Here is a 19,050-nt window from a genome sequence, read left to right as displayed (position 1 = left end):
CGCGGGCGGGGCCCGGAGGCGTCGGTCCGCGCGCGGCTGTCCGTCTCACTTCCGCCCCGGTGCCCACCGCATCCCCCACCCGTACGCCTGGTCCACCGTGCGCTGCGGGCTGACGCCCCGTTCGGGGACGAGGTAGCGGGCCTCCCGTTGGACGACCAGTTCGGTGCCGGTGTTGATGAGCAGCGCCAGGGCGCAGACGTTGGAGGGGACGGTGCACTCGTCGAGGGAGAAGTCGATGGGGGCGCCGCGCTGCGGTGTGAGGGTGACCGTGGCGTTCAGGTCGGCGAAGCTGCGCGCGCCTTCGTAGATGGTGACGAAGAACAGGATCCGCTTGATGAGGCGCTGCTGGTCGAGGTTGACCGTGAGGTTCTCGCCGGCGGCCACGGCGCCGGTGCGGTCGTCGCCGTCGAGGTGGATGAACGGCGGGGCGTGCAGGGAGCCGAAGGCGTTGCCGAGGGCCTGTACGACGCCCTTGCTGCCGTCGGTCAGCTCGTACAGCGCGCACAGGTCGAGGTCGAGGGCCGCGGGGCCGGCGAGCGCACGGCCGATCTTGCGGCCCCACCCCGATCCCGGGGGCTGCGGGCGGGTCTGCCAGTTGAGGTTCACCCGCATCGCGCCCGAGGTGCCCCCTTGCTTCGTCAGCGAAACGGCGGGGGCATCCTTCGTCAGGGTGACTTTCGACAGGCGTACCGGAGCGGGGGCGGGCGTGCCCATTCCGTGCGCCGGGGGCGCGGGAGTTGACGCGGCGGGTTGACCTTGAGGCACGGCGTGCGCCGGCGCCGCTGCGGGCGCCCCTGGAGCCGCCGCGGGCGCTACGGGCGCCGCGGGAGCCGCCGCGGGCGCTGCCTGGGCAGCCGGCCCGGCCGGGGGCGTCTCCGGGTCGTCCACGCTGATCCCGTAGTCCGTGGCCAGCCCGGCGAGCCCGCTGTCGTAGCCCTGGCCGACCGCCCGGAACTTCCAGCCGCCCTGCCGCCGGTAGAGCTCGCCGAGCACGAAGGCGGTCTCCACGGTGGCGTCCTGGCTGTCGAACCGTACGAGCTCGGCGCCACCGGAGGCCGCGGGCGCGGCACTCCCGGGGCCCGCGCCCGTCGCGTCAAGGAGGCGGACGCTCAGCCCGGGCACCTGACCGAACGTTCCGCCGTCCGCGGAGGCCGCGAGCACCACCCGCTCGACGGCCGGCTCGACGGCGGTGAGGTCGACGGCGAGGGTGTCGGTCGTGGTGCCCGCCGCCGCGCGCTTGCCCTCGTAGCGCACGGCGCCCGAGGCGTGCGCCGGCTGGTTGTAGAACACGAAGTCGCCATCGTCGCGCACCTTCCCGCCGCTCAGCAGCAGCGCCGAGGCGTCCACGTCCGGCACGCCGCTTCCGGTCCGCCAGCTCAGCTCGATCCGTACCGCTCCGGCATCCACCGGAGCGTTGCCCCCCTTGGGCATCGACATGGCCGCCTCCTTCGGATTCGCGCTCCCGCTTCGCGGCGCGCCGCCCTTCCAACCTAGGGGTTCTCCGAGGGCTCCCGGATGCCTCGCAGGAGGCAAGATTTCACCTCCCAGTGAGCCGCCCTTTACACGATTCAAACGGGCGTTGGCGACCGATTTCCCCGAGTTCGCTCACATTAGTGATCCGCAACCACTACCGACACGTAAAACAACCCTCTTTTCAGGCTCCCCAACCAGCACATCGTGGGCTTAACTTAAGAGGCATGACCTCCCCCCGCTCTACCTACGGCGGCGGCTACTACGCTTCGCCCTCCTTCCCGGACACCCCGATCTACGACAGCCTCGTCGCCGAGCGCGGCACACCCCAGATCGCGCCGATCAGGGTCCAGCCTCCGTACGACGTCGGCTCGTCCTCGTCCTCGTCCTACTCGTCACCGGCCCTGCCGGCGCTGCCCGCGCTCCCCTCCGGCCCCTCCGCGGCCCCCGCCCAGCACGGCTATCCCGGCCAGGCTCCGATGCAGCCCGCGCCCACGCCCTACATCCCGCAGCAGGCCGCCGGCCCCCAGGGATACCCGGGCCAGCAGCAGCCGCGGCGCCCGATGAGCACGGGGTACGAAGCGATGCGCCCGGCGGCCCCGGTCGCGCCGCGCCCCGCTCCGTACGAGGATCCGTACGGCCGCCCGCAGCATCCGCGGGGCTACTGACCCGCCGCCCGCTCGGCCAACTGTCCGGCCGCCCGGTCAAATGTCCGACCCGGCTGGCAGGATGGGCACATGCCGAACTCGCGCCTCCGTGCCCTCCAGCTGTACCCGGTGAAGTCTCTTGCGGGGACCTCCCCCGGCTCGGCCGCCGTGGAGCCATGGGGCCTGGCCGGGGACCGGCGCTGGCTGCTGGTCGACGAGGAGCGGCGGCTCGTCACGCAGCGGTCCCGGCCGCGGCTGGCACTGGCCGTCGCGGAGGCGCGGCCCGACGGGGGAATCGGGCTCAGCGCGCCGGGGATGCAGGACCTGTCCGTGGAGGTCCCTGTCCCCGGCGCGACCGTGCCGGTGCAGGTCTGGCACGACAAGGTGGACGCCGTGCCCGCGTCCGCCGCGGCCGCCGAGTGGTTCAGTACGTACCTGGGCGCCGAGGTCACGCTCGTGCACATGGACAATCCAGCCGTGCGCCGGTCCGTGCGCCAGGACTACGCCCTGCCCGGTGAGACGGTGAGCTTCGCCGACGCCTTCCCGCTGCTGCTCACCACGTCGTCCTCGCTGGACGCGCTCAACTCCCTGATCGCCCAGGGCGACCACGCCGACGAGGGCCCGCTGCCCATGGACCGCTTCCGGCCGAACGTCGTCATCGAGGGCACGGCCCCGTGGGCAGAGGACGGCTGGAAGCGGGTGCGGATCGGCGAGATCGCCTTCCGTGTCGCCAAGCCCTCCGGCCGCTGCGTGGTGACCACCACCGACCAGCGCACCGCCGAGCGCGGCAAGGAGCCGCTGCGCACGCTCGCCCGCCACCGCCGCTTCGGCGACGACCTGGTGTTCGGGCAGAACCTCATACCCGAGTCGCGCGGCACCCTCTGTGCCGGCGACCCCTTCGAGGTCCTGAGCTGACGTCAGCCCGTGTCCTTACGCAGCCGCCACCACGTTTCCGCGCACCGCCGCGTCCCGAGTCCGCCGACCCGGCGGCGCCGCCCTCGCCCACCGCGTTGCGGGGCCCTGTTCCGCCTGCATAAAGTGAGCGCATTGCGGTGGCGACAGGGAGATTCACGTGCGCATGCCTGCCGGGGACGCGGCGCGAGACCGCCTCATCCCGGTGCACCGGATGCGGCCCGGCGACCACGCCTTCGTCAGTTACGACGACGACGAGATCCGCTGGGACGTCCTGACGGCCTTCACCCGGCTCGGTCTGGCCCGCGGCGAGCGGGTCATCGTCTTCCCGCGCCCCGGTCTGCCCGAGGAAGAGGTCCTGGCGCGGCTGGACTTCCCCAACCGCACGACGGCGACGGCCCGTATCAGGGGCCAGTTGGTGCTCAGCAGCATGCGCCGGCTCATCAGCCCCGACCCCGCCTTCACGGCGGACCGGCAGTGGAGCCGGCTGCGCGAGGAGACCGCACAGGCCGTCGCGGAGGGGTACACGGGCCTGCGGGCCTTCATCGACATGCACTGGGTGCCGGACCTCGGCGCGGACGTGCACACGATGATGCACCGCGAGTCGAACGCCCACGAGCTCTTCAAGGGCCGCCCGTACAGCGAGATCTGCGCGTACGACCGGCGCTGGTTCGCGCCGGAGGTGCTGACCGCCATGGCTGAGGCGCATCCCCGCAACCTCCTGGAGCAGCTCGGCGCGATGCACACGGAGCGGACCCCGGACGGCGCGCTCCGCTTCGTAGGTGAGGCCGACGCCGCGACGAAGCAGCCGTTCCTCACCGCCCTGGAGCTCGCCCTGGCGCAGGGCACGGGTGCGGGCCGGCTCGTCGTGGACCTGAGCCGGCTGCACTTCCTGTCGGTCGGCTGCGCCACCGGCCTCCTCACGCTCGTCCAGGGGGCGAGTGGCCTTCCCCGGGTCGAGGTCCGCGGCGACCCGGTACAGCTCCGCACGCTCCAGCGGCTGGGAGCGGCATCGATTTCGCGGCTGACGCTGTCGGAGGTGACGCGACCGTGCTGATCCCCGAGTCCGCTCGTCCCCAGGGCGCCGGCGACGAACCGAGCGTCAGATACCTGCTGCAGCGGCGCTTCACCGCCCGGCTGCTCCCGCAGGTGCGGCTGCTCGTCGAGGAGTGCGCGGCCCGTGAGGGCCTGGCCGAGCCGCGGCGCGGGGAGTTCGTGCTGGCGGTGGACGAGGTTGCCGGTAACGCCGTCGAGCACGCGGGCGGCAGCGGCCGGCTGGTCCTGCGCCGGATCGACGACGAACTGGAGTGCCTGGTCATCGATTCGGGCCCGGGCTTCACGGAGGACGTCATCCCCGAACTGCTGCCGGGCCTGGACGGCGCGCCCACGGGGCGCGGGCTGTGGATGGCCCGGCTGGTCGCCGACCGGCTGACGATCGCCGCGGGCGCGGCGGCCGGCGCGGTGGTCACACTGGCGATACGACTGTACTGAAACACCCGCGAGAAGGCCTCTGGAGGGCCGCTGGACGCTCTTGAGCGACCTCTTGCGCCCGGAGGGCACCCCGCGTACGTCTGCGCCCTCTCCCGGCCTCTCACCGCGCGCCCGCCATCCCGACCGCCATCCCGACCGCCGCCCCGATCGCCGCCCCCGACGGCGATAGAGTGGCGGCCCGTACCCGTCCGGTGATTTTGCGCGCTCTTCATGAACACCGTGCATGAAGGGCCCCCAATGAGGTAGTTACGGACACGGAAGGGGGTGCCGGACCGTGCGAGCGATGAGTGGACTGTGGCGTTGGCGGCGTAATCCGCTGCGGCGCAGGACCGATCTCGCCGAGGCGTGGCTGGCGCTCGGCGCCGCCCTCCTGATCGCGTTCGGGGCCTCGGCGGTCGGCTGGGCGACCGCCCGGACCGCCGGTGACGCACTCCTGGACACCGTACGGACCCAGCACGCCCAACGGCACCTGGTGCGGGTCCAGGTGGACCGGCTGCTGCCGCATCCCCCCGTGGACCCCGACCCCGAGACGGCCACGCGGCGCGACGCGCACCGCAGGGTGCTCGCCAACTGGCGCGGCGTGGACGGCAGCCGGCACCTCGGGCCCGTTGCGGCGCCGCGTCCGGTGGTGCCCGGTGACCGCTTCCGGATCTGGACCGACGACCGCGGCCGGATCGTGCCCCGCCCGTTGGACGTCACGACCGCGAACTCCCATGCGGTGCTCGCCGGCCTGGGCGCGGCGGCGCTGGCCGGCGCCGCGGTCGAGGGCGGCCGCAGGCTGGTGCTGTGGCAGCTGATGCGCCGCCGGTACCGCCGCTGGGACGAGGAGTGGGAGCGCGCGGGCCAGGACTGGGGACGGGCCGGCGCCGGCAGCTGAGCACGCGCCGCCCGCAGGACACGGAGTGCGTCACCGCCCGTAGGACGAGGTGCCGACCACGTCAACTGCCGTACGCCGAGCGCGCTACGGTGGTGCAGCCAGCCGCTCGGCTGGGGCCTGCGCAGCCCGTACGCGGACATACACGCGCGTACCACCGCGGGCCGGAAACAGCCGCACGAGGTGGGGGCACGACATCGCCATGGCACAGGGCTCGGTCCAGGTCACGCACTCCGGGACGTCGCGCTGGCGGCGTCGCACAGGGGAGTACAGCTCCCTGGCCGCCGCCCTCGAAGCAGCCGGGGACGGCGATGTGCTGACCGTCGCGGCGGGCACGTACCGGGAGAACCTCGTGCTGCGCCGCGCGGTGACGCTGCGCGGGCCCGACGGGGCACGCGGCTCGGTGCGGATCGCGCCCGCCGACGGCGTCGCGCTGACCGTACGCGCCTCGGCGACTCTGCAGGACCTGCACGTGGAGGCGCAGGACTCGGCGGCGCCCGCCCTCCTGGTGGAGGACGGCGCGCCGGAGCTCACCGGGCTGCGCGTGGTGACGCGGTCCGCGACCGGTATCGAGGTGCGCGGCGGCGCCCGGCCCACGGTGCGGCACTGCACGGTCGACAATCCGGGCGGCGTGGGCATCAGCGTGCTGGACGGGGCGGGCGGCGTCTTCGAGGAGTGCGAGGTGCTGGCGGCCGGACAGGCGGGCGTGGCGGTGCGCGGCGGGGCGCATCCGCGGCTGGAGCGCTGCCGGGTGCACCACGCGAACGGCGCCGGCCTGACGGTGAACGGCGAGGGCAGCGCGGTCGAGGCGGTCGGCTGCGAACTGTACGAGATCAAGGGCGCGGGCGTGCAGATCGCCTCGCGCGCCACCGGACACCTCACCGACTGCACGGTGCACCGCACTTCGGCCGACGGCATCACCCTGGACACGGACGCGGTGCTCACGGTCGCCGACTGCGACATCCACGACATACCGGAGAACGCGCTGGACCTGAGGTCGCGTTCGGTGCTGACGCTGACCCGCAGCCGGGTGCGGCACTTCGGGCGCAACGGCCTGTCCGTATGGGACCCGGGCACCCGGGTGGACGCCAACCAGTGCGAGATCCACGACAGTACGGGCGACTACCCGGCGGTGTGGGTGAGCGACGGCGCGACGGCCGTCCTGGACTCGACCCGGGTGCACGACGTGCCGGACGCGCTCTTCGTGCTGGACCGCGGTTCGCGGGCGGATGTGGTCGATTCCGATCTCGCGCAGGTACGGAACACCGCCGTTTCGGTCAGCGACGGCGCGACCGTGCAGCTCGACGACTGCCGCATCCGGGAGGCCGCGACCGGCGCGTGGTTCCGCGACCACGGGAGCGGCGGCACGCTCTCGGGCTGCACGATCGAGGACACCCAGACGGGCGTGATCGTCACCAAGGGCGCCGACCCGAACGTCGAGCGGTGCACGGTCAGCACGCCGGCCGAAGCGGGCTTCTACGTGTCCGCGGAGGGCCGCGGCACCTTCCACAACTGCCGGGTCACGGGCAGTTCCGGCTACGGCTTCCACGTGATCGACGGCTGCCGCACGACGCTGACGCGGTGCCGCACGGAGCGGTGCGCGCGCGGCGGGTACGAGTTCGCCGAGGACGGGCCGACGGCGGTGGACTGCACCAGCGACGAGAGCCGGATGACCCAGCCGGCGGCCGCGGCGGCGCCGACCGGTCTGCCCTCTCCGACGGCCGCTCCGGCGCCTGTGACCGCCGCGCAGCCCGCGGGCACGGCCGGCCTGCTGGGCGGCGCTCCCGTGGCGCCCACGGCGCCTCAGACGCCCGCCGAGCCCATCCTGGACACCCGGCCCTCGGAGGAGGTCCTCGGCGAACTGGACACGCTCGTCGGCCTGGACAGCGTCAAGCGCGAGGTGCGCAGCCTGATCAACATGATCGAGGTGGGGCGGCGCCGGCGGCAGGCGGGCCTGAAGGCCGCCTCGGTCCGCCGCCACCTGGTCTTCACCGGTTCCCCCGGCACGGGCAAGACCACCGTCGCACGGCTGTACGGCGAGATCCTGGCGTCGCTGGGCGTACTGGAGCGCGGCCACCTCGTGGAGGTCTCCCGGGTGGACCTGGTCGGCGAGCACATCGGGTCGACGGCCATCCGTACCCAGGAGGCGTTCGACCGGGCCCGCGGCGGGGTGCTCTTCATCGACGAGGCGTACGCGCTGTCCCCGGAGGACTCCGGGCGCGACTTCGGGCGCGAGGCGATCGACACCCTGGTGAAGCTCATGGAGGACCACCGGGAGGCGGTGGTGGTCATCGTGGCGGGCTACACCGCCGAGATGGAGCGCTTCCTGGCGGTCAATCCCGGTGTCGCCTCCCGCTTCTCGCGGACCATCAGGTTCGGCGACTACGACCCCGAGGAGCTGCTGCGGATCGTCGGGCAGCAGGCCGAGGAGCAGGAGTACCACCTCGCCGACGGCACCTCCGAGGCGCTGCTGAAGTACTTCACCGCGCTCCCGAAGGGGCCGTCGTTCGGCAACGGGCGCACCGCCCGGCAGACGTTCGAGGCGATGGTCGAACGGCACGCGGGCCGGGTGGCGCAGCTCCCCGACCCGAACACCGACGACCTCACGCACCTCTACTCCGAGGACCTGCCGGCGCTGCCCTGAGACGCGGCGGGCCGCTCTCCGGGGCCGGGGTCCCGCTCGACGTCCGGCCCGCCGGGCTGCTGCGGTATCCCGGGCGCCAGGTGGGCGAGGAGTTCGGCGCGTGCCGTCTCGAACACCGGGTCCGCCTGGTAATCACCGTGTCCGAGGGTCTGGGCGGGCAGCGGGTGCTGGAGGGTGCGCCCGAAGACCAGCGGGTCGCGCAGCGGCCCGCGGTCGATCTCCGCGCCGTCCTCACAGGTGAGGCGGACCGGACCGCCGATGGGGTCGGTGAACCGCCACAGGTTGCGCCAGGCGTCCATCTCGCGGTGCAGCCCGGTGAGCGCGGCGGGCCCGAAGAACGCCGGGAACCAGCGTCCGTACAGGCGCTCCAGCGGCGACCCGTACGTGAGCAGCGCGACCCGGCTGCGCGTCACCGGGTCCAGCTGCCAGACGGCGGCGGCCGCGAGCACGCTGCCCTGGGAGTGCCCGGAGAGGACCAGGCGCCCGTCGTGGGTCTCGGTCCAGGTGGCCATCCGCCAGGTCAGGTCCGGAACGGCGCGCTCGGCGTAGCACGGGGGCGCGAACGGGTGCGCGGCGCGCGGCCAGAAGGTGCCGACGTCCCAGAGGATGCCGATGGTGCGGCGGGCCGAGGCGTCCTTATAGGCGCGGCGCCCCATGGCGAGCATGAGGACGACGCCGGCGCCCATCAGCCAGGAGCCGAGCGCCTGCGCCGTCTCGGCGACGGCGTCCACGAAGACGGGCGCGCCGTCCAGCGCCCGGCCCGGCGGCAGGCCCGTGAGCTGGGCGCCGAGCACCGCACCCGTACCGAGCACGAAGGTGACGGCCGTGATCACGCCGATCAGCACCGGCGCCCGGTCGGTGAGCCCCGCGCGGGCGATGGCGCCCGCGATCCCCTTGGTGCGCTGCGCGTCGGGCTTCTCCTCGTCCTCGTACAGCCCGGGGATGTCGGCGACGAGCTCACGGCGGACGGCGAGCACCTGGAAGCCGGCCGCCACGACCAGCAACAGGACGACGATCAGCAGGACCGGGATGACCGATGCCTGCCAGGAGAGCAGCACGGGCGGGCCCGCCATCGGGGCGTGCGCGTCACCCGGAGTGGCACCGCGGTCCAGCCAGTCGGCGGTGCGCTGCGCCACTCCCCCGGTGAACACGCCGCCCAGCGCGCAGGCCAGCAGCGCCACGGAGGCGCCGGCCAGGCCCGCGAGCGCGGTGCGCTCCGTGCCCCGCGCGGCCCGCTGGAGCACCCCGGCGGTCAGCAGCAGCCCGACGACCAGCGCGCCCTGGAGGACGGCGACGGCCCCGAAGGCACCGGCACCCGGGAGATGCCCGGCTGAGGTCCAGCCGGGGCGCGCCCAGGCGGTGTGCACGGCGGTCAGGGCCAGCGCGCCGAGCGCGGCGTACGGGAGGCACCTGACGATCGGCCGGTCGGTCTCCACGTCGGGCTCCGCCTCGCTGCGCGCGGTGCGGCAGACGATGACCACGCTGAGTACCGCGAGGGCGGCGACCAGCGCGGCCAGCGCGTACCCGGTCCAGCGCAGCCACGCGTCGGCGCCGGCCCGGCCGTCGGCGTCGTGCGCGGTCAGGAGCAGCACGGTGGCGATGGTCAGCAGCCCCGCCGCGGCGTGCGCGGAGCGCAGCCGGGCGACGACCCGGCGGCCGTACCAGAAGCCGTCCAGGCACAGCGTGGGGCGCTGGGAGGGCGGTGTGCCGCGGGAGGTGCCGGGGCGGCGCGGCGGCGGGGAGGCGGACTCGTACGCGCTCCAGGTGCGGTGCGAGAGCCACCACAGCAGGCCCACGAGGAGCAGCGGAAGGGCGCTCGCGACCACGAGGCGGCGGCCCGGCAGGCTCCACCAGCCGTCGTGCGCGGTGCTGAGGAAGCCGAGCCAGGAGCGGTCCGCCGAGCACGAGAGGCTGCCGGCGCACTGCCAGGCGAGCAGGTCCAGGGCCACCTCGCAGGCCCCGGCGGCGAGCAGCACCGTGAGGGTGAGCGCGAGGATGCGTACGAGGATGTCGTACACGCGCTGGGCAGGGTGGCCGCGCGGGGCGGCGGGACGCATCCAGTGCGCGAGGTTCGCCACCATGAAGGGCAGCAGGATCAGCCAGAGGGCGCGACTGCCGTTGCCCGAGGTGAGGTTGGACCAGCAGTACGCCTCGCGGACCGGCTCCTCGGGGTCGCCCTCGCGCGCGTCAGCGGGGCGTTCCTCGGCGTCCACGTCGTCGGCGCGGCGGTAGATGGCGGCGGTGTCGTCACCGGTGACGCGCACGACCCGTGGGTCGTCGAGCATCTCCGCGGGTGTGGTGCCGCCGACACCGTGCACCAGCAGTTCGAGGGCGATCCGGCGAGGTCTGTGCGCGGCGGCGGAATCCTCGTCGCCGCTCGGGTCCGTCGTGGCTGCGGGCGCGGACCGGTACGTGGTGTCCACTGTGGTTCCCCCGATGTCCGTACGTCGATGTGCGTCCCGGATTCTCTCTTGCCCGCCGGGGCGCCGCATTCACCTCATCCGGGCCGGGGAGTCACTGTCAGTGCCTCGTGCGAGGATGTCCCCGAACAGCAGCGCTTGTGTGACCTGGGGCGCGCCGTGAGCCGGGACGAAGGGACAGGCCGGGTGAGTGACAACCAGAACCTCCTCGCCGAGCAGCGGCGTGCCCTGATCCTCGACGAGGTGCGGCGGCGCGGCGGCGTCCGCGTCAATGAGCTCACCCGCAAGCTGAGCGTCTCGGACATGACGGTCCGTCGGGACCTGGACGCGCTGGCCCGCCAGGGCGTCGTGGAGAAGGTGCACGGCGGCGCCGTCCCGGTGAGCGAGCCGAGCGCGCACGAACCGGGGTTCGAGGCCAAGTCCTCTCTGGAGCTGTCGGCTAAGGAAGCCATCGCCGAGGCCGCGGCCCAGATGGCGGCGCCGGGCAGCGCGATCGCGCTGGCGGGCGGCACGACGGCGTTCGCGCTGGCCCATCAGCTGCTGGATGTGCCGGACCTGACCGTGGTGACGAATTCGGTCCGGGTGGCCGATGTGTTCTACGCCGCGCAGCGGGCGGCGGCCGGCGCCGGCGGCCCGCGCCCCGGAGCGGCCACGGTCGTACTGACCGGAGGCGTGCGGACGCCGTCGGACACGCTGGTCGGCCCGGTGGCCGACGCCGCGATCCGCTCGCTGCACTTCGATGCGCTCTTCCTCGGGGTGCACGGCATATCCGTCGAGGCCGGGCTGTCGACGCCGAATCTCGCCGAGGCGGAGACCAACCGCCACTTCGTGCGGTCGGCGCGCCGGGTCGTGGTGGTCGCGGACCACACGAAGTGGGGCACGGTGGGCCTGAGTTCGTTCGCCTCGCTGGACCAGGTGGACGTGCTGGTCACCGATCCCGGTCTGCCGGCGCACGCCCGGGCGGAGTTCGCGGAGTTGCCGCCGCGGCTGGTGGTGGCCGGTGAGCCGGAAGACGACGCAGACATCTGACGAGGCCCCAGCTATGGTGTGCGACGCCGGACTGTTCGACGGTCGGTCCTGACCTCATCACCGTGTGTAGGGGGTGCTCGTCCCGTGACGCGCCGACTGAGCCCTGTCGGGCTCGACTTCGCCGAGTCCGCGCCGCTGCGCATGGTCTTCGCGGCCGAGCTCTCCGCGCCCCCCGAAGCGGTGTACGCCGCGCTCGCCGACGACGTCGGCTCCTGGTGCGCGTGGTTCACCGGGGTCTCGCGGATCACCCCGACCGACGGCGGCAAGGGCCGCGCGGTCCGGCTGACGGGCGGCACCCGCTTCCTCGAGAGCATCCTGGCCGCCGAGCGCCCCGAGCACTACGCCTACCGCGTCGACGAGACCAACGCGCCGGGCCTGCGCGCCCTGCTGGAGGACTGGCGGCTCACCCCGGCGCCCGGCGGCACGCTCGTGCGCTGGACGTTCGCCGCCGACGGCCCCGCGCCGTTCCGCTCGGTGATGCAGCTGACCCGCCCGATGCTGGGCCGCGCGTTCCGCGACTCGATGCGGCAGCTGGACCGGCGCCTGGTCGGCGTCTGAGCGGCGCCTCGTCGGCGCGTGAGCGACGCGTCGGGGTACGAGTGGCCGGCGGCGCCGACGAGCCCGGCAGCGGGCCTCTCAGGCCGGCCAGGTGCCCTCAGCGAGGAAGGTCTGCAGGGTCCGCGCGTACGGCGCGATGTCCAGCCCCTGCTCGGCCAGCCAGGCGTCGGAGTAGTACTTGTCGAGGTAGCGGTCGCCGGGATCGCACAGGAGGGTGACCACCGAGCCCGTACGGCCGGCGGCGACCATCTCGGAGACGATCTTCAGCGCGCTCCACAGCCCCGTGCCCGTCGAGCCGCCCGCCTTGCGCCCGATGGCGGTCTCCAGCGCCCGTACGGCCGCCACGCTCGCCGCGTCCGGCACCTTCATCATCCGGTCGATCGCGCCGGGCACGAAGCTGGGCTCCATCCGGGGCCGCCCGATGCCCTCGATACGGGAGGCGGTGCGGCAGTCCGTCTCGGCGTCGCCGTTCAGCCAGCCGTCGAAGAAACAGCTGTTCTCCGGGTCGGCGACGCACACACGGGTGTCGCGCTGCATGTAGTGCACGTAGCGGGCAATCGTCGCCGAGGTACCGCCGGTGCCCGCGGTGGCCACGATCCACGCCGGGTCCGGGTACCGCTCCAGGCGCAGCTGCTGGAAGATCGATTCGGCGATGTTGTTGTTGCCGCGCCAGTCCGTGGCCCGCTCGGCGTAGGTGAACTGGTCCATGTAGTGCCCGCCGGTCTCGGCCGCGAGCCGGGCGGAGACGTCGTACACGGTCCGCGGGTCGGCGACCAGGTGGCAGGTGCCGCCGTGGAACTCGATCAGGCGGGTCTTCTCGCGGCTGGTCGTCGCGGGCATCACCGCGATGAACGGCACCCCGATGAGCTTCGCGAAGTACGCCTCGGACACGGCCGTGGAGCCGCTGGACGCCTCGATGACCGGCTTGCCGGGGCGGATCCAGCCGTTGCACAGCCCGTAGAGGAAGAGGGAGCGGGCGAGGCGGTGCTTGAGGCTGCCGGTGGGGTGCGTCGACTCGTCCTTCAGGTACAGGTCGATGCCCCACTGCTCGGGCAGCGGGAAGCGCAGCAGGTGGGTGTCGGCGCTGCGGTTGGCGTCCGCCTGGACCTTGCGCACGGCTTCTTTGAGCCAGCCGCGGTAACCGGAGTCGGTGCGGTCGACATCGAGGGTCGGCAGCGGCGCGCCTTCGGGGGCCGCCGGCGTGTCGCAGGTCCGGCCGCCGTCACCCGCGAGGCCGTCGTCGCGCCCGTCCGTGTGCTGTGCGGTACTCATCGACGTGCTCCTCGCGGTCGTCCCGGCCCGCCGTGACCACCGGGCCCAGCTCGATCATAACCATCCACCACACGCTTCTCACCTGCATAAACGCCCCTTTGAGCATCCCCAAGGAGCCCTCGGGGTACTGGTGTTCACAGGCCCGCGACCAGGGGAACTGGTGCCCGGGCCGCGATCCGGGCAGACTTCATGAAGGGCGCGGGCCTTTTCCCGTTGCCATGTGCGTGAGGAGGCGGTGCTCCATGAGGGAGCCGGAGTTCAACGCGACCGGTGTGCGCATCGAGCGCTGGCTGCGGTCGCTGACCCGAGCGGGTCAGGTCATCATCAGGGACGGCAGGCTGGCACTGCTGACGAGCTACGGCACGGAGATCGACAGCGCGCCGCTGACCTCGGTCCAGGCCCACCGGCCGCGGCTGCTGGCCCGTGACCGCGCGTTCGCCACGCTCAACGGCCATCGCTACTCCCTGACGATGGGCGCCCCCGAGCGCTTCCTGGACGTCGTACGGGCCGCCGGCGCCCGCACCTGACGCCGTACCGGAGCGACGGGGCGGATACGCCCGTACGACCGCGCCAACGGACCGCGTACGGAAGCGCACGCGGGGGCCGTATGGGTCTGCGGGCGGCGGTACGGCGACTGCATTCGGGTGAAGACCGGTGGGACGCGCTGGGGTTGCGGACCCTCTGCGGTTGCGGGAGTACGGGAGCGGGCCGACCCTGGACTGACTCGCATCACCAAGAGTTCACCTCTGGTGACTCCAGGTGAACGTGACATCGCCGGACCCGGTCCTCGCGTTTCCGTAGCGGCGGGCGCGCCCGGCCTCATCAGGGGAGTCGCGGTCGTGATCAGGCAGCCCAGCAGGCACTGCGCGGTGGAGCTCCAAGCCCTGCCGGCACGCATCGGCCAGATGCGCAGAATCGTATCGGCACAGCTTCGTTACTGGCGTCTCGACGCCTTGGTCGACCCCGCGACGCTCGGGGTGACGGAGCTGCTGACCAACGTCCACCAGCACGCCCGGCCGAGCAAGCAGTGCACGGTCGAACTGTCGGTCCTGCTGGACCAGTTGACGGTGTCGGTACGCGATCTCGATCCCCGGCTGCCGCAGCCCGCGGCGGCCGGACCGCTGGACACCGGGGGCCGCGGCCTGACCCTGATCGCGGAGCTGAGCGAGAGCTGGGGCGCCCGCCCGGAGGACTCCGGCAAGGTCGTGTGGTTCACGCTCCCGGCACTCACCCGTGGCCGCGAGGAGCCGGGTCACGCGCTCAGCCGTCTGCCGGAACCGTCCGAGACGGAGCGCACCGAAGCGAGCAGCGGAGTGCGCACACCGGCACGCGGCGCACGCGTGGGCTGAGCGCCCGGTCCCCCAGGGGCCGGGCGCTCAGCCGTCTGTACGGACGAGCGCGACGCCCGTCTGTAGGGACGCGAGCCGCGCCCGTCCGTACGGACGGACACGGCGCAGCCCCAGTTCCCCGGGCAGCGGGGACGGTCACGTCGCGCCTCCCCTGCCCTTGCCGCGCGTCCCGAACTGCTCGTCCAGGACGGAGAGCCGCCGCCAGTACTCGTCCTCGTCGATCTCGCCGGAGGCGAACCGGTGGCCGAGTACGGAGAGGGGCGACGGATCGGTACCGGTGTGACCGACGGCGCCGGACCGCTGCCAGGGCCCCCGCCCGCGCCATACGGTGCGCCGCAGCAAGGTGACCACACCGATGACGGCGATCGCCCACAGCAGCGGGAAGAACAGGATCCAGGGCCCCGGACCGCCGCCGGACCAGGGTGTTGCCAGGACGTCCATGATGATCAGCTCCTCGAAAGGTCACGCTGTTTCCGCGTTCCCTTCGAGCCTGATCCACCGAACGCCTCCCGTCGTCGTACGGACAGCGGCACCGGGCCTACCTCTCGAGGAGTACGCCCGGCAACGGGGGTGGCGACACGGAGTTGTAACTACTGGTATGTAAAGTGCCCTCATGCTCATACCTAAGCGCCCCACCGGGGCCAGCCCCACCGCTGCCCTCCGTACCGTGCTGGGCGACCTGCCCCCAAAGGCGCTCCGCGGCCGGTTCGACGCCCACGACCACCTGTTTCTCGCCACGCCCCAGCTGCCGGGCCGGGAACTGGCGGACACCGGTGCCGCGGCCGCCGAGCTGCGCGCCTTCCGGGAGGCGGGCGGCGGCACAGTGGCGCAGTGGACGCCGTACGGGATGGGGCGCCGCGCATCCGAACTGGTGCAGCTCTCCCGGGAGTCGGGCGTACGGGTCGTGGCGGCCACCGGGCTGCACCAGGCGGCGCACTACGCACCGGAGACGCTCGAACGGGTCCGCGAGGACCTGGCGGGCCTCTTCGTCGCCGAGCTGACGGAGGGCATCGGCGGGCCCGGCGGCCCGCGGGCCGGCCTCATCAAGGTGGCAGGCGGCTTCCACGGCCTGGACGCGCACGCCCGGTACACGCTGACCGCCGCGGCCGAAGCACACCACGCCACGGGGGCCGCCATCGGCGTCCACCTGGAGCTGGGCACCGGCGCCCTCGACGTGCTCGACCTGCTGTGCGACGAGGCAGGCGTACCGCCGCAGCACGTGATACTCGGCCACCTCAACCGCTCCCCCGACGCGGCCGTCCACCGCACGGCCGCCGAGGCGGGCGCCTACCTGGCCTTCGACGGCCCCTCGCGGGCGCACCACGCGACGGACTGGCGGCTCCCGGAGGTGCTGGCCGCGCTGGTCGACGCGGGGTTCGGCGACCGCGTCCTGCTGGGCGGCGACACGACCACGGCCGGGGCCCGCTCGGTCGACGGCGGGCCGGGAATGCCGTACGTCGTACTCGGGCTGCGCCGCCGCCTCGAACTCACCCTGGAGAAGGAAGCGGTGGAGCGCATGCTGACAGCCAATCCGGCGCGCGCCTTCGCCACGGAGTGGCGGGCCTGAGCCGCACCGGGTGGGTCAGCCGGTGTGCTCGCCCTCGAGGACGATCAGCGGGTCGTCCAGTACCGGCTGCCAGGCCAGCTCGGCCGCGCCGACCAGGCCGTTGTGGTCCAGGGTGCAGGGCAGGATCGGCACGCCGCCGCTGCGCCCCCAGAGGCTGCGGTCCGCCACCACGGCCCGCAGCCGTTCCGGGTCGGCCTCCAGAAGCGCCCGGTGCAGCCCCCCGAGGATGATGCGGTCGGGGTTCAGGATGTTGACCAGCCCCGCGATGCCGAGGCCGAGCCGGTCGATCAGCAGCTCGCCGGCGGCCCGTACGGAGGCGTCCGCGTACTCCTCGCGCAGCAGATCCGTCGCCTGCTTGAGCAGCGAGCCTTCGGGGCCCGGCGTACGGCCCGCGGCGCCCAGGAAGGCGAGCGGGTCCGCCTCGACGTCGAGACAGCCGCGGCTGCCGCAGTGGCAGGGGGCGCCCTCCGGGTTGACGGTGAGGTGCCCGACCTCCAGGGCCAGTCCCGAACTGCCGCTGTGCAGCCGTCCGTCCAGTACCAGCGCGCCGCCGACGCCCCGGTGGCCGGACGCCACGCACAGCAGGTCCCGAGCGCCGCGCCCGGCACCGTGGCGGTGTTCGGCGAGGGCCGTGAGGTTGACATCGTTGCCGCTGAAGCCGACGTGCGCGGTGACGCCCGGCACCTTGGCGTCGGCCAGCGCCTGGAGGAACAGCTCGCGTACGGGAGCGCCGGCGGGCCAGGCGAGGTGCAGCGGGTTGAGCGCCTCACCGTCCGGCTCGGCGACCGCGGAGGGCACGGCGAGCCCGGCACCCAGGCACTGCCGCCCGGAGTCGCGCAGCAGCCCGGAACCGGCGCGCACGGCCTCGGCCAGGATGTGCGCCGGGTCGGCGGGGATGGTGCCGCATCCGGACGTGGTGGCCACGATCCGGCCACCGAGGCCCACCAGGGCGACCCGGTAGCCGTCGGCGTGGATCTGCACGGCCAGCACGACGGGCCCCTGGTCGGCGATGAACAGCCGGTGCGAGGGGCGGCCCTGGGTACCCGCGGCGGCGGTCGGGTGCGCGTCGACGGTGATGAGGCCGAGCGCTTCGAGCTCGGCGGCCACCGCACCGGCCGTCGCGCGCGTCACGCCGAGTTCGGAGGTCAGCACGGCACGCGTCGGCGCGCGCCCGGTGTGTACGAGCTCCAGCGCGGGCCCGAGCGCGCCGCGGCCCCGCTCCAGCCTGGTCGTCCGAGTGTGGGTCACGCCGTCCATTCTGACTTTGTATCCGATATGAACAAAACACGGCCCGCCGCCTCACGGAAATCCCCCGGTCGCGCGCCGCACACCGAGACGCTACCCCCGCGCCGCCACCGTGTACGGCCACCCGGCGGCCCGCCCGGAGGCCGCGCGGCCGGCCCGGCGTTCCACGCGGCCGGATTCACGCACTGACAGCCCCCGGTTCCGGCTCGATACTTGAGTACGGACCCCCGTATGTGAGTACGAACACGGATGTCCGTCCCGCCCGGAGCACGTACGACTGGACACGTACCTCTGCATCTGCACATGGACCGCCCCTGGGGGGACACATGAAGGCGATACTCCGGAACCGCGACCCCGAGACGCAAGAGCAGTCGGCGCACACGGCTCCCTGGCTGCGCGACGCGGCGCGGCTGACGTTCGGCAATTCCGTCTCCCGCATCTACCTTGCCCTGGTCGCGGCAGCGGTGATCTTCGCCGTCGTCGACTCGCTCTTCGTCGACCACCCGGACGCCTCGATGTCCGGCGTCTGGGCCGCGCTGCTCACCTCTCCGACCCTCTTCCCGCTGTGGTTCGCGGGGGATGCGATCTGGAGCGATGCGGGCGCTCCCGCCTGGTACTCGATCGCCACCATCGGCCTCGCGGCGCTGGTCAACGCCCTGCTGCTGGGTCTGGTCCACCGCGCTCTGCGCGGCCGGCCGGCCGCGCCCAGGGCCATTGTCAGTGGCGGCTGGGACACTCATCGGCATGGAGATCACTGAATTCGTCGAAATGCTCCGCCGGGACGGCCGGTTGCTGGCGGATGCCGCGGACAAGGCCGGCCCCGACGCCTCGGTCCCGTCCTGTCCCGACTGGCAGATCCGCGACCTGCTCGTGCACGTCGGCCGCGTCCACCGCTGGGCGACGGGATATGTCACGGGCGCGACGGACGGGCGCGTGCGGCCGCCCGAGGCGCCCGACCTGGACGGCACGGCGCTGGTGGAATGGGTGCGCGAGGGCCATGCCGCCCTGGTCGCGGCGCTGACCGCGGCCCCGGCCGACCTGAACTGCTGGACGTTCCTGCCCGCTTCTTCGCCACTGGAGTTCTGGGCCCGCCGGCAGGCCCATGAGACGGCGATACACCGCATCGACGCCGAGGCGGCGCTCGGCGCCGGCTTCTCCGCCGTCGACCCCGCGTTCGCCGCGGACGGCATCGACGAGCTGCTGACGGGCTTCCTCGCCAGTGACCGCGGTCGCGCGCGCACGACGCCCGACAAGGAGTTGTATATACGCACCACGGACGCGCCCGGCCCCGCCGGCACGGGCAACGCCGCCTGGCGCCTGCGGCTTTCGGACGCGCCGCCTCGTACGGAGCGGGAGACGGCGACCGGAGACGACGACGGCGCGGCGGGCCCGGCGACCGGCTCCGCGCCGGACTGTGTGCTCGAAGGACCCGCTGCGGACCTCTACGCGATGCTGTGGAACCGCCTGCCGTGGCAGAGTTCCGAGGCGGTGACGGTGACGCTCGGCGGCGACGGTTCCTTCCCCCGGCTCTGGCAGGAGCTGTTCGCGATCTGATCGCGGCCGTGTCCCGCC

At 73.4% G+C, this 19,050-nt stretch carries 18 protein-coding genes; 13 read left to right on the top strand and 5 right to left on the bottom strand.

What is annotated here, in order from left to right; genetic code table 11:
* Nucleotides 1-45: 45 nt before the first annotated feature.
* Nucleotides 46-1,437: a TerD family protein gene (locus tag ACZ4MH_RS03580; RefSeq protein ID WP_467753967.1), complete on the bottom strand. Its 1,392-nt coding sequence runs from the start codon at nt 1,435-1,437 to the stop codon at nt 46-48.
* A gap of 260 nt (nt 1,438-1,697) precedes the next feature.
* Here ACZ4MH_RS03580 and ACZ4MH_RS03575 point away from each other — a divergent pair, with 260 nt between their 5' ends.
* The 6 genes from ACZ4MH_RS03575 (at nt 1,698) to ACZ4MH_RS03550 (ending at nt 8,038) form a co-directional block, all read left to right on the top strand.
* Nucleotides 1,698-2,138: a DUF6643 family protein gene (locus ACZ4MH_RS03575; protein ID WP_351601316.1), complete on the top strand. Its 441-nt coding sequence runs from the start codon at nt 1,698-1,700 to the stop codon at nt 2,136-2,138.
* Nucleotides 2,139-2,207: 69 nt separating this feature from the next.
* Nucleotides 2,208-3,032, top strand: coding sequence for an MOSC domain-containing protein (locus ACZ4MH_RS03570; RefSeq protein ID WP_351601319.1), 825 nt, complete (start codon nt 2,208-2,210; stop codon nt 3,030-3,032).
* A 163-nt stretch (nt 3,033-3,195) separates the two neighbouring features.
* Entirely contained in the window at nt 3,196-4,086 is an 891-nt protein-coding gene (locus ACZ4MH_RS03565; protein ID WP_351601331.1) for an MEDS domain-containing protein, read from the top strand.
* Nucleotides 4,080-4,520, top strand: a complete 441-nt coding sequence (locus tag ACZ4MH_RS03560; protein WP_351601322.1) for an ATP-binding protein — start codon at nt 4,080-4,082, stop codon at nt 4,518-4,520. The genes ACZ4MH_RS03565 and ACZ4MH_RS03560 overlap by 7 nt, the downstream gene beginning before the upstream one ends.
* A 283-nt stretch (nt 4,521-4,803) precedes the next feature.
* A complete protein-coding gene (locus ACZ4MH_RS03555; protein WP_351601325.1) occupies nt 4,804-5,397 on the top strand; it encodes an Rv1733c family protein in 594 nt (197 codons plus the stop codon).
* Between the two features lie 199 nt (nt 5,398-5,596).
* A complete protein-coding gene (locus tag ACZ4MH_RS03550; RefSeq protein ID WP_351601328.1) occupies nt 5,597-8,038 on the top strand; it encodes a right-handed parallel beta-helix repeat-containing protein in 2,442 nt (813 codons plus the stop codon).
* Here ACZ4MH_RS03550 and ACZ4MH_RS03545 read toward each other — a convergent pair.
* Nucleotides 8,008-10,461 carry a hypothetical protein gene (locus ACZ4MH_RS03545; RefSeq protein ID WP_467753963.1) on the bottom strand — a complete coding sequence of 818 codons (2,454 nt, stop codon included), beginning with the start codon at nt 10,459-10,461 and terminating at the stop codon, nt 8,008-8,010. The genes ACZ4MH_RS03550 and ACZ4MH_RS03545 overlap by 31 nt on opposite strands.
* 183 nt (nt 10,462-10,644) lie before the next feature.
* Here ACZ4MH_RS03545 and ACZ4MH_RS03540 point away from each other — a divergent pair, with 183 nt between their 5' ends.
* Both ACZ4MH_RS03540 and ACZ4MH_RS03535 read left to right on the top strand, forming a co-directional pair.
* Nucleotides 10,645-11,487 carry a DeoR/GlpR family DNA-binding transcription regulator gene (locus ACZ4MH_RS03540; protein ID WP_030251177.1) on the top strand — a complete coding sequence of 281 codons (843 nt, stop codon included), beginning with the start codon at nt 10,645-10,647 and terminating at the stop codon, nt 11,485-11,487.
* 84 nt (nt 11,488-11,571) lie between these two features.
* Nucleotides 11,572-12,045, top strand: a complete 474-nt coding sequence (locus ACZ4MH_RS03535) for an SRPBCC family protein (RefSeq protein ID WP_351598555.1) — start codon at nt 11,572-11,574, stop codon at nt 12,043-12,045.
* A gap of 78 nt (nt 12,046-12,123) precedes the next feature.
* Here ACZ4MH_RS03535 and ACZ4MH_RS03530 read toward each other — a convergent pair whose 3' ends face one another.
* The gene (locus tag ACZ4MH_RS03530; protein ID WP_351598557.1) at nt 12,124-13,317 is read right to left on the bottom strand and encodes a PLP-dependent cysteine synthase family protein; all 1,194 of its coding nucleotides are present in this window, start codon (nt 13,315-13,317) and stop codon (nt 12,124-12,126) included.
* A gap of 242 nt (nt 13,318-13,559) precedes the next feature.
* On the opposite strand from ACZ4MH_RS03530, the gene ACZ4MH_RS03525 reads away from it, so the two are divergent.
* Together ACZ4MH_RS03525 and ACZ4MH_RS03520 are read left to right on the top strand one after the other, a co-directional pair.
* A complete protein-coding gene (locus tag ACZ4MH_RS03525) occupies nt 13,560-13,844 on the top strand; it encodes a hypothetical protein (RefSeq protein ID WP_351598559.1) in 285 nt (94 codons plus the stop codon).
* 312 nt (nt 13,845-14,156) lie between these two features.
* Nucleotides 14,157-14,666 (top strand): ATP-binding protein, encoded by a 510-nt coding sequence (locus ACZ4MH_RS03520; protein ID WP_351598561.1) that lies wholly within the window; start codon nt 14,157-14,159, stop codon nt 14,664-14,666.
* A gap of 135 nt (nt 14,667-14,801) precedes the next feature.
* Here ACZ4MH_RS03520 and ACZ4MH_RS03515 read toward each other — a convergent pair whose 3' ends face one another.
* On the bottom strand, nt 14,802-15,107 hold the full coding sequence (locus ACZ4MH_RS03515; protein WP_351598563.1) for an SHOCT domain-containing protein: 306 nt from the start codon (nt 15,105-15,107) through the stop codon (nt 14,802-14,804).
* Nucleotides 15,108-15,279: 172 nt separating this feature from the next.
* On the opposite strand from ACZ4MH_RS03515, the gene ACZ4MH_RS03510 reads away from it, so the two are divergent.
* Nucleotides 15,280-16,233 carry a phosphotriesterase family protein gene (locus tag ACZ4MH_RS03510; protein ID WP_351598565.1) on the top strand — a complete coding sequence of 318 codons (954 nt, stop codon included), beginning with the start codon at nt 15,280-15,282 and terminating at the stop codon, nt 16,231-16,233.
* A gap of 15 nt (nt 16,234-16,248) precedes the next feature.
* Here ACZ4MH_RS03510 and ACZ4MH_RS03505 read toward each other — a convergent pair whose 3' ends face one another.
* On the bottom strand, nt 16,249-17,481 hold the full coding sequence (locus ACZ4MH_RS03505) for an ROK family protein (RefSeq protein WP_351598567.1): 1,233 nt from the start codon (nt 17,479-17,481) through the stop codon (nt 16,249-16,251).
* A 323-nt stretch (nt 17,482-17,804) separates the two neighbouring features.
* Here ACZ4MH_RS03505 and ACZ4MH_RS03500 point away from each other — a divergent pair, with 323 nt between their 5' ends.
* Together ACZ4MH_RS03500 and ACZ4MH_RS03495 are read left to right on the top strand one after the other, a co-directional pair.
* Nucleotides 17,805-18,236, top strand: coding sequence for an SCO4225 family membrane protein (locus ACZ4MH_RS03500; RefSeq protein ID WP_351598569.1), 432 nt, complete (start codon nt 17,805-17,807; stop codon nt 18,234-18,236).
* Nucleotides 18,223-19,032, top strand: a complete 810-nt coding sequence (locus ACZ4MH_RS03495; RefSeq protein ID WP_351598571.1) for a maleylpyruvate isomerase family mycothiol-dependent enzyme — start codon at nt 18,223-18,225, stop codon at nt 19,030-19,032. The genes ACZ4MH_RS03500 and ACZ4MH_RS03495 overlap by 14 nt, the downstream gene beginning before the upstream one ends.
* The last annotated feature ends 18 nt before the right edge of the window (nt 19,033-19,050 follow it).

The organism is Streptomyces sp. NPDC026301, assembly GCF_055567935.1.
Note: the sequence above shows the minus strand (reverse complement) of the source record. Positions and strands in the feature narration are given on the sequence as shown.